Source organism: Butyricicoccus sp. AM78-15b2TA (assembly GCF_027665985.1).
GTDB lineage: Bacteria > Bacillota > Clostridia > Oscillospirales > Butyricicoccaceae > Agathobaculum > Agathobaculum butyriciproducens.
Genome location: NZ_JAQEHY010000026.1, coordinates 1 through 14237, shown reverse-complemented (window position 1 = coordinate 14237; position 14237 = coordinate 1). Strand labels below are relative to the sequence as shown.

Annotated in this window: 13 protein-coding genes; 6 read left to right on the top strand and 7 right to left on the bottom strand. The window is 54.3% G+C overall.

Annotated elements, in window-relative coordinates; translation table 11 throughout:
• Positions 1–119: 119 nt before the first annotated feature.
• From PGS25_RS14605 to PGS25_RS14595, 3 genes are all read right to left on the bottom strand, one after another.
• Positions 120–1148 (bottom strand): sugar ABC transporter substrate-binding protein, encoded by a 1029-nt coding sequence (locus PGS25_RS14605; RefSeq protein ID WP_270419247.1) that lies wholly within the window; start codon positions 1146–1148, stop codon positions 120–122.
• Between the two features lie 79 nt (positions 1149–1227).
• The gene (locus tag PGS25_RS14600; RefSeq protein WP_117492511.1) at positions 1228–2103 is read right to left on the bottom strand and encodes a sugar phosphate isomerase/epimerase family protein; all 876 of its coding nucleotides are present in this window, start codon (positions 2101–2103) and stop codon (positions 1228–1230) included.
• A gap of 53 nt (positions 2104–2156) precedes the next feature.
• On the bottom strand, positions 2157–3818 hold the full coding sequence (locus PGS25_RS14595; protein WP_270419245.1) for a solute:sodium symporter family transporter: 1662 nt from the start codon (positions 3816–3818) through the stop codon (positions 2157–2159).
• A 307-nt stretch (positions 3819–4125) separates the two neighbouring features.
• On the opposite strand from PGS25_RS14595, the gene PGS25_RS14590 reads away from it, so the two are divergent.
• The 3 genes from PGS25_RS14590 to PGS25_RS14580 all read left to right on the top strand — a co-directional run bounded on the left by PGS25_RS14590 (position 4126) and on the right by PGS25_RS14580 (position 6902).
• On the top strand, positions 4126–5148 hold the full coding sequence (locus tag PGS25_RS14590; RefSeq protein ID WP_270419244.1) for a LacI family DNA-binding transcriptional regulator: 1023 nt from the start codon (positions 4126–4128) through the stop codon (positions 5146–5148).
• 657 nt (positions 5149–5805) lie between these two features.
• Positions 5806–6222 carry a MarR family winged helix-turn-helix transcriptional regulator gene (locus PGS25_RS14585; protein WP_270419243.1) on the top strand — a complete coding sequence of 139 codons (417 nt, stop codon included), beginning with the start codon at positions 5806–5808 and terminating at the stop codon, positions 6220–6222.
• Positions 6223–6239: 17 nt separating this feature from the next.
• A complete protein-coding gene (locus PGS25_RS14580) occupies positions 6240–6902 on the top strand; it encodes a YczE/YyaS/YitT family protein (protein ID WP_270419241.1) in 663 nt (220 codons plus the stop codon).
• A 96-nt stretch (positions 6903–6998) separates the two neighbouring features.
• On the opposite strand, the gene PGS25_RS14575 is transcribed toward PGS25_RS14580, so the two are convergent.
• Both PGS25_RS14575 and PGS25_RS14570 read right to left on the bottom strand, forming a co-directional pair.
• Positions 6999–7994, bottom strand: a complete 996-nt coding sequence (locus PGS25_RS14575; RefSeq protein WP_270419239.1) for an ATP-binding protein — start codon at positions 7992–7994, stop codon at positions 6999–7001.
• Between the two features lie 3 nt (positions 7995–7997).
• On the bottom strand, positions 7998–8990 hold the full coding sequence (locus tag PGS25_RS14570; protein ID WP_270419237.1) for a DnaD domain protein: 993 nt from the start codon (positions 8988–8990) through the stop codon (positions 7998–8000).
• Positions 8991–9644: 654 nt separating this feature from the next.
• Between PGS25_RS14570 and PGS25_RS14565 the strand changes: the two genes are divergently transcribed.
• Positions 9645–9848 (top strand): helix-turn-helix domain-containing protein, encoded by a 204-nt coding sequence (locus PGS25_RS14565; RefSeq protein WP_110435853.1) that lies wholly within the window; start codon positions 9645–9647, stop codon positions 9846–9848.
• A 56-nt stretch (positions 9849–9904) separates the two neighbouring features.
• On the opposite strand, the gene PGS25_RS14560 is transcribed toward PGS25_RS14565, so the two are convergent.
• Both PGS25_RS14560 and rpsO read right to left on the bottom strand, forming a co-directional pair.
• The gene (locus PGS25_RS14560; RefSeq protein ID WP_110435854.1) at positions 9905–12028 is read right to left on the bottom strand and encodes a polyribonucleotide nucleotidyltransferase; all 2124 of its coding nucleotides are present in this window, start codon (positions 12026–12028) and stop codon (positions 9905–9907) included.
• Positions 12029–12197: 169 nt separating this feature from the next.
• Positions 12198–12464 (bottom strand): 30S ribosomal protein S15, encoded by a 267-nt coding sequence (rpsO, locus tag PGS25_RS14555; RefSeq protein ID WP_110435855.1) that lies wholly within the window; start codon positions 12462–12464, stop codon positions 12198–12200.
• Between the two features lie 1275 nt (positions 12465–13739).
• On the opposite strand from rpsO, the gene PGS25_RS14550 reads away from it, so the two are divergent.
• A complete protein-coding gene (locus PGS25_RS14550) occupies positions 13740–13979 on the top strand; it encodes a hypothetical protein (protein WP_270419236.1) in 240 nt (79 codons plus the stop codon).
• A 67-nt stretch (positions 13980–14046) separates the two neighbouring features.
• On the top strand, positions 14047–14237 hold a 191-nt coding region (locus PGS25_RS14545), incomplete at its 3' end, for a hypothetical protein (protein ID WP_270419234.1).

The following is a 14237-nucleotide window of genomic DNA, read 5'->3' as shown; positions in this document are numbered from 1 at the left end:
GCCGCAGCCTACAACGCCAATTTTCAAAATGCCCATTGGAAATCTCTCCTTATAGAAACGTGATTGTTTAATAGATACGCTGCACTTGCTGCTGCAAGTGCAGCGCATGGTATTACGGTTTACTGTGCAACTGCCTTGCCGTCCATCTGGCTCTTGAGGGTTGCCATGTAGTCCTCGGCGGTGGTGCTGTCGATGACCTTGGTACCGCAGTCAACAAAGCTGTCTACCTTTTCGCCGTTGAGGTGTGCCACAACGGTCTTAACCGCCTGATAGCCCTGATCGTAACCGCTCTGTGCAACGGTCATGGTTTCGCCGCCATCGAGGATGGACTGTGCTGCGGTAATATTGCCGTCAAAGCCGATGAAGATGGTCTTAGCGTATGCCGGATTGTTCGCTGCTGCACGCGCTGCCGCGATCGCGCAGTCATCGTTGTGGCAGGCGATGATTGCCAGACCTTCCGGATGGCTCTGCATGATGCCCTCCATGCAGACGGTTGCCTTGTCCGCTACTGCATCAGCATACTGCACCTCGTTTGCGAGGAACGTGCCGCCAGCGCCGTCAATGCCCTCCTGGAAACCGGTGCGGCGTGCATCGGCGGTGGAGTCGCCCTGTACGCCTGCAATATAAGCCGCTTCGATCTTATCCCAGCCTGCTGCCTTCGCCGCCTCGACAGCCTTTTCGCCGCCGCTTGCCGCTGCATCCTTCTGGCCGATGCCGATGAAGGAGATCTTCTCCGGTGCATTAAAGTCCGTGTCGATTGCGAAGATGGGCATATCCGTGCCGCTTACCAGCGTGGAAGCCATATCGCCCTGCAGCGGTGCGATAATCATCGCGTCATACTTGTTGGCGTGCAGATCGGTTTCGATCATGTTCTGCTGCTCGTCATAGGCGGTTTCCGAGGTCGCGCCCTTCATGTCGAGCACTGCGCCGGTTTCAGCGGCGGCCTTTTCCGCGCCTGCCATCATGTACTGGGTGTATTCGTTCGAGGTGGTCTTGAACACGATGGAAATGTTGTAATTGCCATCGCCGCCCTCAGCCTGAGAGCCGTTGCCGCCGGTGGAATCGGAGGATGAGCCGCAGCCTGCGAGCATGGATGCCATCAATGCGGAGGAAACAAACAGTGCGCCGATTTTCTTCAGATAGCTCATAATAAATTCTCCTTTACAGATCAAAAAAATGTGATAAATGCTGGGGAATATGCTGTGAGATACTGCTGATTTTACGATATTAGAACTGTGCGTATTTTTCAACGTGTGCGCGGGTGACTTCTGCGGACTTCTTTACGTTCTCCTCCTGCGACATCTCATAGTATGCCGGACGGAAAATCTCGATGGTGCAGCAGTCGCCGTCAAAGCCGATCTTCTTGAGCGTATCAGCGTAGCGTGCATGCGGCAGGCAGTCGCCCTCGGCACCCGGCCACAGACGCTTCTCGTCGTTGTTGTAGTACGCGCCGCACGGCATGTCCTCGGTGCCGTTCAGGTGCCATACGAAAATCTTCTTGCCGTCCGCCTTTTCGAGGGTATCCCAGCCGGATCCCATTGCGTAGAAGTGGTACTGATCGAGCGTTACACCAACCAGCGGGCTGTTTACTTCCTCAACGATTGCGTAAGCGTCCTCGAAGCGGTTGATGGTCATGGACGGCTCGCCGCAGAACTCAAGGCTCAGGCGGATGCCGTGCGGCTCGCACTTCTTAACCATTTCCTTGAGAACAGCAACTGCATCCTCGCGGATTTCCTTGCGGGTCGGGGTCAGGCCGCGCTCCTTCATGTCCTTGCTCGGTACGACAACGATCATTTTGCAGCCGAGGATGTTGCAGCGGCGGATGATCTCGTCCAGCTCAGCCATCACGGCGTCCTTTTCCTCCTGCGTCTGCTTCATGTTGAAGAAGCACAGCGCGTTATAGGAAAGCATCTTGAGGTGGTGGCTCTGGAACCATGCGCCCATCTCCTCGAGGGTGATCTTGCCGGCTTCGAGGTCGCGGTTCAGGCATTCCGACTGAATGTCGATGCAGTCGAAGCCGTACTTCTCACACAGCTCGAGGTCCATCATAACACTGTGGTTCTTGCAGAAACGGTCATTTGCTTCATTAAATCCGAGTTTCATAGTAATTGTTCTCCTTTTCTTTTCTCAAACAGGTTCTTGGTTAGTTATTATACTCATGCGGCAATGCCGATGGGCGAAAACAGAATGTAGATGCCGATCGCCAGAATGATACCGATGATACATACGATATGGCGATACTTCCACGGAGTCAGATCGACTGCGCCGACATCGGCCGGAACATAGTCCTCTGTGCCGCGGTACTTGTTCAGATACCACATGATGGCAAATTCAACGACGAACAGCACAGCGATGGCGTACAGATAATGAATCGGCTCACCCGAGGTGGGGTAGCAGGGCTTGAGGATCATAAACGCGCCGTAAGCGATAACGTGAACAGCGGTGATGACCTTGGGCGCGTACTTCGGTGCCTTGCGGAAGATCAGCGCGCCGAGTACGGTGAACAGAATCGGCAGGGAAACGAACTGGCTCATAGAGTTGAGGAAGGTCGTGATGCCCTTGGCGAACATAACGAACGGTGCCACGCAGATAGCGACTGTACCGGCGCAGGTGCCGTAGATCTTGCCGACCTTGACACACTGCATATCCGAAGCCTTCGGATTGATGGCGGTGCGGTACAGGTCGAGGGTAAACATGGTCGATGCGGAGTTGAGCACCGAGTTGAACGAGGACAGGATCGCGCCGAACAGAACAGCAGCGAAGAAGCCCATGACCGGCTTGGGAACAACGGCGGAAACCAGTGCCGGATAAGCAAAGTCGATCGCGGAGGAACCGGCCGCCGCCAGCTTGTCCTGAATGGACGGCAGGTGGTAAGCGATAACGCCCGGCAGTACCAGATAGAAGAAGCCGATGGTCTTGAGGAAACCGCAGTAGATCGCGCCCTTCTGACCTTCCTTCAGGCTCTGTGCAGCAAGTGCGCGCTGTACAAAGGACTGATTCGTGCACCACCAGTACAGGTTGTTGAAGAACATGCCCGTGAAGATGAGCGGCCACGGCAGAGCCGGTTCAGCAGCATCCCACGAAGCCCATGCGTTGAGCTTTTCGGGTTCGGTTTGTACGAGGTACTTGACACCTTCTACGAGACCGCCGCCGGTGGTCTCGTGACCCAGCAACGTCAGCGCGAGGAACGGGATCATCAGACCGCCGATGATAAGGCCGATGCCGTTGATGGTGTCGGATACGGCAACCGCCTTCAAACCGCCGAAGATGGCGTAGCAGCCGCCGATAATGCCGATAACGACACACAGAATTGCAACAGCCTGGAACTTGCTGATGCCGAAGATACCGGAAATATCGAAGATATTCTCAAATACAACTGCACCGGAGTAAAGGATGACCGGCAGATTGAGGATGGAGTACATCACAACGATGACGAACGAGAACATCAGCTTGGTGCCGCGGCCAAAGCGTGCTTCCATCAGCTGCGGGATGGTGGTCGTGCCCATTTTGAGGTAGGTTGGCAGGAACCACAGCGCCAGCGCAAACAGCGTGAACAGTGCACCGACCTCCCAGCCGATCGGGCTCATATTGGAAGCCCAGCCCTGACCGTTTGTGCCGACAAGCTGTTCTGCGGACAGGTTGGTCAGCAGCAGCGAGCCTGCAATGACAATACCCGGCAGTCCGCGCCCCGCGAGGAAGTATCCCTCGGCGGTGTCGAGCTTGTCATCTCGGGTCTTCCACGCTGAAATGACTGCCACCATGACGGTGAAAAACAGGAAGCTCAGCGCGATCCAGATCATGGAACTGAAAAATGACATTTTGTTTCTCTCACTCTCTTTTGGGGAATTTTTCGGTTTTGTGAATGGCCTTGTTCACTTGACAATCACAGAATATCACAGTGGATTTCCGGTTGCAATAGCTTGGGCGCACTATCATTTATCCGTGCATTATATCGTGATTGTGCATATTAAGATTGCGAGTGTTTATGATATTATACACAAAAATAGCGCTATCATTGTATCATTGGAGATGTGCGGTACAACATTTTCGTGCAGATGTAACATCTGGCGCACGGCTGTATTTTATGATATAGTATAAGTACAGATAACGCAGGAGAGTGATTTTATGGTAACGATGCAGCAGATTGCTGACCGCTGCGGGGTGTCGCGCGGAACGGTGGACCGCGCCCTGCACCACAAGGAGGGTGTGCGCGAGGAAGTTGCGGAGCGCATCCGCGCGACGGCGCGCGAAATGGGCTATATCTCAAACCGCCTCGTCATGCAGCAGACGCAGCAGTGGAAGATCGGCGTGGTGCTCCACTCCGACCATTCGCCCTTCGTGCAGATGCTGTGCGAGCTGTTCGAGAGCTTTTCCGAGCGTGAGCTTCTCCCGAACATCACGGTCATCGTGCGCGCGATGCAGGACACGGATGTGCAGCATCAGCTGACGCTGATCGATGAGCTGGTAACGACCGAGCACATCGACGGCCTCGCGCTCATGCCGCTCGCGAACACGCTCGTGCGCGACAGGATAAACACGCTCAGTGAGCAGCAGGGCATCCCTGTCGTGACGCTCAACACGGATATCACCGATGCGAACCGCATCGCCTATGTCGGCGCGGACAACATCGCGAGCGGCCGCGCCGCCGCCGCACTGCTCGGCATGGTCATGCAGGGGCACGGCAGCGTGCTGCCGATTCTGGGGCAGCGCAGCGGTCACTATGCCGACTCGCAGCGTTTTACCGGCTTCAGCACCGAAATGGCGGAGAGTTTTCCGGATATCCGGGTTCTGCACCCGGAATGCTCGTTCCTCGACGAAAGCCTTTCCGAGCGCATCGCTATGCGCGCCATTCAGTCGGACAGCGAGCTGCGCGGCATCTATCTGACCTCCGCAGGACGGGAGGGCGTTTACCGCGCCGTGCACGCCGCACACCGCAGCGAAAAGCTGCACATCGTCGTTCACGATGTCACCGAGGGCAACATCAAAATGGTAAAAAACGGTACGGTCGATTTCATCATCGGGCAGGACGTCAAAACACAGGGCACGCTCCCAATCCGCCTGCTCTACGACTACCTCGAGCGCCACCAGTTCCCCAGAGAGCGCATGAATATGACGGATATTACGATTAAATTCCGCGGGAATGTGTAAAAATTCATGCTATTTGCAAATAGATTGCAAGGCTATAAAAAGAGCGTATAGCAAGTTCAAGCTATACGCTCTGAGACTGTCGAAAAACTTCGTTTTTCCGACAATCTGTGTTTTGACTTCGCAAAACACGGACGTCCGAAAGTTCCCATTCGGAAACTTTCTCCCTCTTAAAGTATAAAAACCGAGGTACACGCCCTCGGTTTTTATGAATTTGCTTTGCAAATTCTATTAAATGCGTGCTACCGCACGAAGCGTAAAAATTAAAATAATACTTTTTTGACAGATTGAGAGCGTATAGCAATTTCAAGCTATACGCTCTCGTTTTATTTTACTAATAATAAACCAATATTTTTATTATACACTTGTTTCGAGAAAACTACGGTATTTTGCAGAATCTGCGGGATTGCTGAAACCGAAAATGCTTCAAAATTCGGAGTAAGCAACCTTGGCAGCTACCCTCTTGCACGCCTGCGCCGCGCAGGCGCAGAATCGTTAAAGAAACAGCGTAAAGTTATATCTAATGATAATATAACGGAAAGTAATCTATAATAAAGAAAGAAAATATAACAAAAAGTATAAAAATACAATTTGACAATCCGAACTCATGGGCATATAATTAGAAAGCAAACTGTTTGAATTAGAACAAAGGAGAACGCAATGGAATTTTCCACCCATTACCTGCTCATGGCTGACCATGCCATGCTGCAGAAACTTGTCATGTCGCGCATCAAACCGCTCGGTCTGACCACTGGACAGCCCAAAGTGCTGGACTTCCTGCAGGATCACGACGGCGCCATACAAAAGGATATCGCCCAGGGCTGCCATATCGAGCCGTCCTCGCTTTCTACCATCCTCGGGGGAATGGAACGCGCCGGACTGCTTGAACGCAGCACACGCGACGAAAACCGCCGTACGGTGTATGTCCGCCTGACCGATCTCGGTTGGGAACAGTGCCGCCGCTTGAATGCTATCTTTGCAGCCGCAGAAGAGGAGGCGCTGCGCGGCTTCTCACCGCAGGAGATGCAGCAGGTACAGACCCTGCTCGAGCGTATTTATCGCAATCTAAACAACTAAAAGGGGATAAAATAGGCATGAAAGGTTCTAAACTCGGTATTCGGCTGCTGTATTACTTCGGTGGCTTCTTCGTCATGACTATCGGCATTGCACTGTCGGTCAAGTCCAATCTCGGCGTGTCGCCGGTCAGCTCCATCCCATACACCATGACCTGTGTCTGGAGCATTGAGATGGGTGTTGCGACCGTCATTTTCCACGTTATTCTGGTCATCCTGCAAATGCTGCTGATGCGCCGCCGCTTTGAATGCAAAAACCTGCTGCAGATTCCGGTCGGCATGGTGTTCGGCGCATTCACGACCACCTGCAACACGCTTGCGGCAATGTTTCCCGCGACGGACAACCTGATTATTCGTTTGCTGATGTGCTGGATTGCTACTGTTTTCGTTGCAATCGGCATCTTTTTCTACGTTCCGGCGGATATTATGCCGCTGGCCGGTGAAGGCGCTATGCTGGCCATCTCCACGCTGACCGGCAAGCCATTCCCGACCGTCAAAATCGCGTTTGATGTGTCCATGGTCATCATTTCGCTCATCACCTGCCTGATTTTCCTGCACGGACTGGGCAGCGTTGGTATTGGTACGGTTATCGCGGCGCTGCTTGTCGGTATCGAGCTGCGCATGATTACGCATCGGTTTGGTCGCTGGCGCGATAAGCTGCTCGGCAAACAATCCGAAATCTGAGGCAACACCGCACAATTCCTCGCAAATCGCTCTTGTTCAATTATGCGGTGTTACCTAAAAATCCCTCTCTTTCTCGCAAAAAAGAGAGGGATTTGTTTATGTTCTGCGCATTTTTAGCAGCCGGATGTCATCGCCGAAGAACCGCAGCGGCAGGAACTCGCCGAGCAGGCGGGAGGCCACGGCAGGCGAGTATTTCTCGCTGAGCGTTTCCGGCAGCAAGTTGGTGTTGATGATCATGGGGCGCTTAGCCATCAGGCGGTTGTTGATCAGGTTGTACAGCGCGGAAACCGTAAAGGCAGTACCCATTTCGGTGCCCATATCGTCGATAATGAGCAGGTCGGCGCGCTCGTAGCGTGCAGCGCGTTCTGCGGCGGCTTCGCCGTCACCGGAGCCGAATTTGATGGTCTCATACGCGGCCACAATGTTGATGGCGGTGTCGTAGGCCACGGAAAATCCGCGTGCAGAGACCGCCTCGGCAATGCAGGTAGAGAGAAAGGTCTTGCCCAAACCGGTCGAGCCGAACAGCAGCAGATTGGGGGAATCCTTGCTGAATTTTGCGGCATAAGTCTTGCATTCGCCCAGATTATATTCCATATTTTCGCGCGGCGAAATACCGCTGCGGCCATCCGGGCGGGTGGAGTAAAAGCTCATGTCGAACTTGGAAAAGTTCTGATCGGCAATCGGCAGCACCGAGGAAAGCTGCTCCTTGAGCAGCTTGGCGTAGCGCGCCTTGACGCACTCGCAGGTCGCACTGCCGGCATAGCCGGTGTCGCCGCATTTCGGGCACAGCGGCTTGTCGGTCAGATAATCGGCGGGAAGTCCAAGCTGCCGGAGCAGGTCGCCGCGTTCCTCCTGCAGACCGAGATTGCGGTCGCGCAGCTTTTCGATTGCAGCAGTCGGGTCTCCGCCGGACTCCATTGCGGCCCGCAGAACGGACGCTGCCGTGGTGCTCAGCTCGCGGTCGATTGCGCGGATACGCGGCTCGCGTGTGTAAATCTCACGCCGGCGCGCTTCCAGCTCCTCGGTGTGAGCCGTGCGCTCGCGTTCCAGCTCGCGCCGTGCGGCGGCGAGCAGTTTTTTATCGTATGCCATAGGTTATTCCTCCGTGTTGCGGCGATGACTGCGCACGCGTGCAGCCCAGTCCTGCTCCCAAGCGGCGAGCGTGGCGCTGTCGGTCGGCTGTGCGGGTGTCTGACCGACGGCGGCAGGCACGGCAGACACGGCAGACGTGCGGGTTTCCGGCTCGAGAGCGGTGATTTCGCTGACCGTATGTACGCCCGCATTGTCCCATCGGCGCAGAATGCCGAGCGTGTAATCCAGACTTTTGTGTCCCTGCTTTTGACCGGTGCGGTGCACCGCCAGCTCCACTGCGTCGGCAGGGAAGCCGTGCGCCAGTGCAAAGCGGCAGACGCGCTGCTCCTTGGGCGCAGGCTGCTCGATATCCGCACCGAGTGCACGGTAGATCGCCTCGCTGAGCGGTTTTTCATCCGCGCGGCGTGTCAGGTACTGCTGGGCCGCCTGCGCGGTGACAATGCCCATATCGGCCCACTGGTTGGCTTCTCGGCGCAGATCGGTCGTGCGGACCGTGCCCTTTTCGCTTTTCAGATAGCTGAGCAGCTCAATCGTTGCGCCTGCGTCCAGACCGAGATAGTCGTAAATGGTCAGCAGACAGCGCAGCTGGCCCTCGGTCAGCGCACGGCCTGTAATGCCCTCTGCTGCGTCACAAAGGCCGGAGAAGGTCTGGTCATCCAGACGGGCGTGGCGCAGCTCATCGCCGGTGTAGCGCGGTGCTTCGGCGGATTTGTCGGTTGTTGTTTTGGTTTTTTCCGTCGGCGCGATCAGGTTGTTGAGCGTGAATGCCGCACGTTCGTAGCGGTCGGCGCTCAGACGCAGGGCGCGCGCTGCAGCGGAGCCGTCCGTGCCGCCGTGCCGCAGGATATAAAGATACAGCAGCGCCGCATCGCCGTCGCCGACCGCGATCAGCTTGTCGAGCATGTCGCAGCGTGCTACGCGCAGTTCGCCCTCGGGCAGCAGCACAGAGGTCATGGGCTTGTCCTTCTTTCCGGTGGATTTTGGTGTACCCCTCATTATAGCATAAATCCCTCTTCATTTGAAGAGGGAAGAATTGTGCGGCTATAGGTAAAATCGAGGGAAACATCAGTTTTCGGCGCAGCCAGTACAACGGCCCGCGGTTATTCTCTCACCGAACCTCAGCAGAGCATCTGTGAAGGAGGTGAGTGCGATAGTTGTAACGTATGGAGAATGGTTCCAGTTACTTACCTTTTTTGTCGCTTTTGCGTCCTTGTTGATTCAAGTAAGCAAAAAGAAATGACCGCCCTACCTCACAAGTATGCGGTCAATTTCTTTTGACTAAAACGTGAGAGAGTAACCGTCAACCGGCTGCGCTCTTTTTCTATCTTCATTATAGTAGTTTTAAGGGGAAAGTCAATATGGTTTATTTGCGTGATTTGCGGTGATTATTATCATATAAACCGAGATATTGCCGTCGAATTGTCCGCTTACGCAGGCAAATCACGGTTCGGCGAAGCTGACTGCAGCCTTCGCAAATATCTTTGCTCCAAGAGAGTGAAACATCCCATTTGGTATAGCAGGTGCCCTCCAGACGGTTGAGACAATCCAGACAAAATTCAGCCACAAGCTCACCTCACGCACATTATACTCAATATATTGGGCATAGTCAATATATTAGGTCGTGTTATGGTGTGCGTGAGGTGATCGTACATGATCAGTTACGCTCCGTTTTACCGGACGCTTTTAGAAAAAGGCGTTACAGAATACCATTTAATTTACAAACAGGGCTTTTCCGCCAATATTCTGCACCGCATGAAGCACGGTAAAACAATCACACTGAAAACGCTGGATACACTGTGCTTTATCCTAAACTGCAGTGTTTCGGACATTATCGAGTATATCCCGGATGAATAAAAAGGCTTCGGAGCACTGCTCCGAAGCCTTTTTTCTCTATTTCAGCCGAGATTCAATTACAGAATCTTCTCTTCCGGCTTAACGTCCTTCATGGACAGGTTTACACGGCCCTTGTCGTCGATCTCCATGACCTTAACCCAAACCATGTCGCCTTCCTTGACAGCGTCCTCAACCTTCTCGATGCGGTGGTCAGCCATCTTGGAGATGTGAACCATGCCGTCCTTGCCCGGCAGCAGGTTTACGAATGCGCCGAAGTTCATCAGGCGGACAACCTTGCCGTAGTAGATTTCGCCCGGCTCCGGCTCCTTGACGATCGCTTCGATCATCTTCTTCGCCTTGTCAGCGTCGGTTGCCTTAACAGCAGCGATGGTAACGGTGCCGTCGTCCTCGATGTCAACCTTGGCACCGGACTCAGCAACGATGTTCTGGATTACAGAACCGCCCTTGCCGATAACCTCGCGGATCTTGTCCGGATTGATGTGCATGGTGGTCATCTTCGGTGCCCAGTCGGAAACGTCCTCACGCGGCTGCGGGATAGCCTTGAGCATGATCTCGTCCAGAATGCCGTAGCGGGCTACGCGGCACTTCTCGAACGCCTGCTTGATGATGTTCGGGGTCAGACCGTCAACCTTGATATCAACCTGAATTGCGGTGATGCCCTTCTTGGTACCTGCTACCTTGAAGTCCATATCGCCGTAGAAGTCCTCAACGCCCTGAATATCGGTGAAGGTGGTCTCCTGACCGCCATCGGTGATCAGACCGCAGGAAATACCGGCAACCGGTGCCTTGATCGGAACACCGGCATCCATCAGAGCCAGCGTGGAGCCGCAGACAGAGCCCTGAGAGGTGGAACCGTTAGAGGAAATAACCTCGGAAACCAGACGCAGCGCGTACGGGAACTCGCTTACCGGCGGGATAACCGGCAGCAGAGCGCGCTCAGCCAGAGCACCGTGGCCGATCTCACGACGGCCGGGACCGCGGGACGGACGGGTTTCGCCAACAGAGAAGGACGGGAAGTTGTAGTGGTGGATATAGCGCTTCTCCTTCTCCTCGAAGATGGTGTCCAGCTCCTGCGCATCGCCCAGAGTGCCCAGGGTGCAGAGCGTCAGAACCTGGGTCTGACCGCGGGTGAACATGCCGGAACCGTGTACGCGCGGCAGAACGTGAACCTCGGCAGCCAGCGGACGAACCTCTTCCATGCCACGGCCGTCTACGCGCTTGCCGTTTGCCAGCCAGCGGCGAACGATCTTCTTCTGCAGCTTGTCTACGCACTCGCCAAGGTTAGCGCCGTGCTCTTCCTTGTACTCCTCGTCCAGAGTTGCTTCAAACTCGTCAACGATAGCACGAACGCCGGCGTCACGAACGGTCTTGTCGTCGGTATCCATAGCAACCTCGAACTTGTCATTGCAAGCTGCCTCGAGCTTGTCGAACAGATCGTGGTCGATGTCATGATGCTCATACTCGAACTTCGGCTTGCCGATCTCGTCCTTGATGGACTGGATGAACGCGCAAACCTTTTTCAGCTCCTCATGAGCCTCCATGAGGGCGTTAAACATATCGTCCTCCGGAACTTCCTTTGCACCGGCCTCGATCATAACGATCTTGTCCTTGGTAGCACACAGGGTAACGTCCATCTCGGAAGCAGCGCGCTGCTCGGAGGTCGGGTTGATAACGGTCTTGCCGTCAACGATGCCAACCTGGCAGCCGGCTACAACGTAGTCGAACGGAATATCAGAGATAGAAACTGCGATGGAAGCGCCCAGCAGAGCAACTACCTCCGGGGAGTTGTCGTAGTCGTTCTCCAGAACGGTGCAGACGATGGAAACGTCGTTGCGCAGGTCCTTCGGGAACAGCGGACGCATCGGACGGTCGATCTGACGAGAGGACAGGATCGCCTTCTCGGACGGACGGCCCTCACGGCGCATGAACGAGCCGGGGATGCGGCCTACTGCGTACATACGCTCCTCAAAGTCAACGGAGAGCGGGAAAAAGTCGATGCCGTCACGCGGCTTAGCGGATGCGGTAGCAGTAACGAGAACAGCGGTCTCGCCGTAGCGAACCAGGCAGGAGCCGTTAGCGAGCTGTGCCATCTTGCCGGTCTCGACGGTCAGCTTGCGGCCGGCGATCTCGGTCTCAAAAACGCGGTAGTTTTTGAAGTCAAAGTGGTTGATGTTTGCCATTTTGTTTCCTCCTTTAATCGTTTGGGGAGGGCGGCAGCAGCTTTTTTAGCACTTGAAACAAGAGTGAAGCAGGGGTTCGCTCCTCTTTCAACTGCTAAAAAGCGATAATGCCGCCCAGCTTAAAATACAGAAACAGGGGAGCAGACTGCTCCCCTATTTTCGCATTTTCTTACTTACGGATACCCAGCTTAGCGATCAGGGCACGGTAACGGTTGATGTCCTTCTTCTGCAGGTAAGCCAGCATAGAACGACGCTGACCAACCATCTTCAGCAGACCGCGGCGAGAGTGGTTATCCTTCTTGTGTACCTTCAGGTGCTCGGTCAGCTCCTTGATGCGGGCGGTCAGGATTGCAACCTGAACCTCCGGGGAACCGGTGTCGGTAGCGTGGGTACGGTTTGCCTCGATAACGGCAGTCTTGTCTTCCTTACGGATCATGTCGGTAGTTCACCTTTCATAAATAAAATTTTACTCACCCACAGGCCGGGCCGCGGCTTGGTGAATGGGGGCGATAAGAACGCTCCCTTTGTCCGTCAGCTAAGCGCGGGGCGAAAGTATATTTATATTACCATGAAAATGACTGTTTGTAAAGCGATTTTCGCGGATTTCAGCATAAAATCTCGAAAGCAGACGCGCGTTTGACGAAAAAACAGACATGTTTTTGTACAAGTTGTCAGTTTCTACGGAATACTGCTGCGGGAATTGTCGGATTGTACAATTATGAATGAATTGTAAATGCGATTTTGGCACATTTGAATCTTGTCCGGCGAGAGGCAGAGTGCTATAATTACTACCATCATCGGTGGAGGGCTTGAGAGTTCTTCTCGCTCGCTGCCGTTTTTATTTATTGCTAAGAAACGCGACGGGGCGGTGCAGCAGCGCGGCCTGATGTCGCGTTTTTATTCGTTTTGAGGTACTTTTCCCGAATGGGGAAAACGGGGTCGCATACCTGTTTTCTGCACCGGCTGGGCGGGATGCCCGAACCGCGCAGGCAGTTCGTCCTGACGGGCGGGAAGTTTTTCGCTGCACCTCAGCGGGGAGTGCGCCGTCTGCGGACGGCGGGGACGTTGCGGTGCCCGCCGCGGGGGCAAAAAGGAAGGGACACCTGCGGTTTCCCTTCCTCTTTGAACTCCTATCTTTCCCTTATTCGGACAGCACGGCGGCAATCAGAGAGCGGCGACCGCTTCGGAATAGGGGAACGGCAGTCGGGTTACTCTTGCGTAGGAACGCGCATTACGCGTCCATTACTCGACCTATACGCAGTTCTCGGATGCCGTTCTGCTACACATACCGGCAACTCTACGCAGACGCGACACAAGGTGAATTGCCCGAAGGGCAAGAGAAGGTCCCCTGAGGGATAACAGTGTCGCGCAACTCGTTTGCGCGTTATTTCGCATAGCATCTGCGAATTTTATATGCCGCTAATGCTTTACCGGAGGGAGGGATGAACTCATCACTCCGCGTGTTGGCGAATTGCATTGATTTGATCAACCTGCACTTACAAATGACCGTAGGGGCGCACATTGTGCGTCCTTTTTCCGTTCTGCACAAACAAAACCGCGCGCCTATGGCGATTTTCCACAAACAGAGGAACACCAAATTTTGTGAAAAACGCCTTTGCGGAAAAATTTTGTTTTCAGTATAATAAATATGTAAAAACGACTGTGTACATTGTTTTTTGCGTATTTCATCAACAAAACAGGAGGAATGGACATGAAGCGGATTAAGGCGGCGTGCATTTGTCAGACCCTGCATTTTCAGCTGAAGGAGGATTTGGAGCACAGTATTGCGGTGCGCCTGGTGCGCGAGGAAGTCGAGCACTACAAGCAGGCACTGGAGCGCAACCGCACGCGCTATAAGATCGTAGACGAGGCGGAGCAGGAGGATGGTTCGGTAGTCATTCGTATCATCAAGCAGTACAACCGGAGTCCGGTAGGCGATTATCTGGATTGAAAAGAGCCTGTCTGCAGCGCAGACAGGCTCTTTCTCTTTATTTTGTGCCGAAAAAAGCCGCAGAGCAATGCTCTGCGGCTTTTCTTATACAATCAGAAGCAGCGTGCTGCGCTTTCCGCGGGCATGGCGGATATTGCAAGCGGGGCTCCAAAACCCGCCGCAAACCGGGAGGTCGCAGGCAGTACGGCGCTTCAAAAAGCAATCAGATGATTACTTAGACTCCTTAGCAGCCTTGATTGCGTCGATCATCATCGGAAC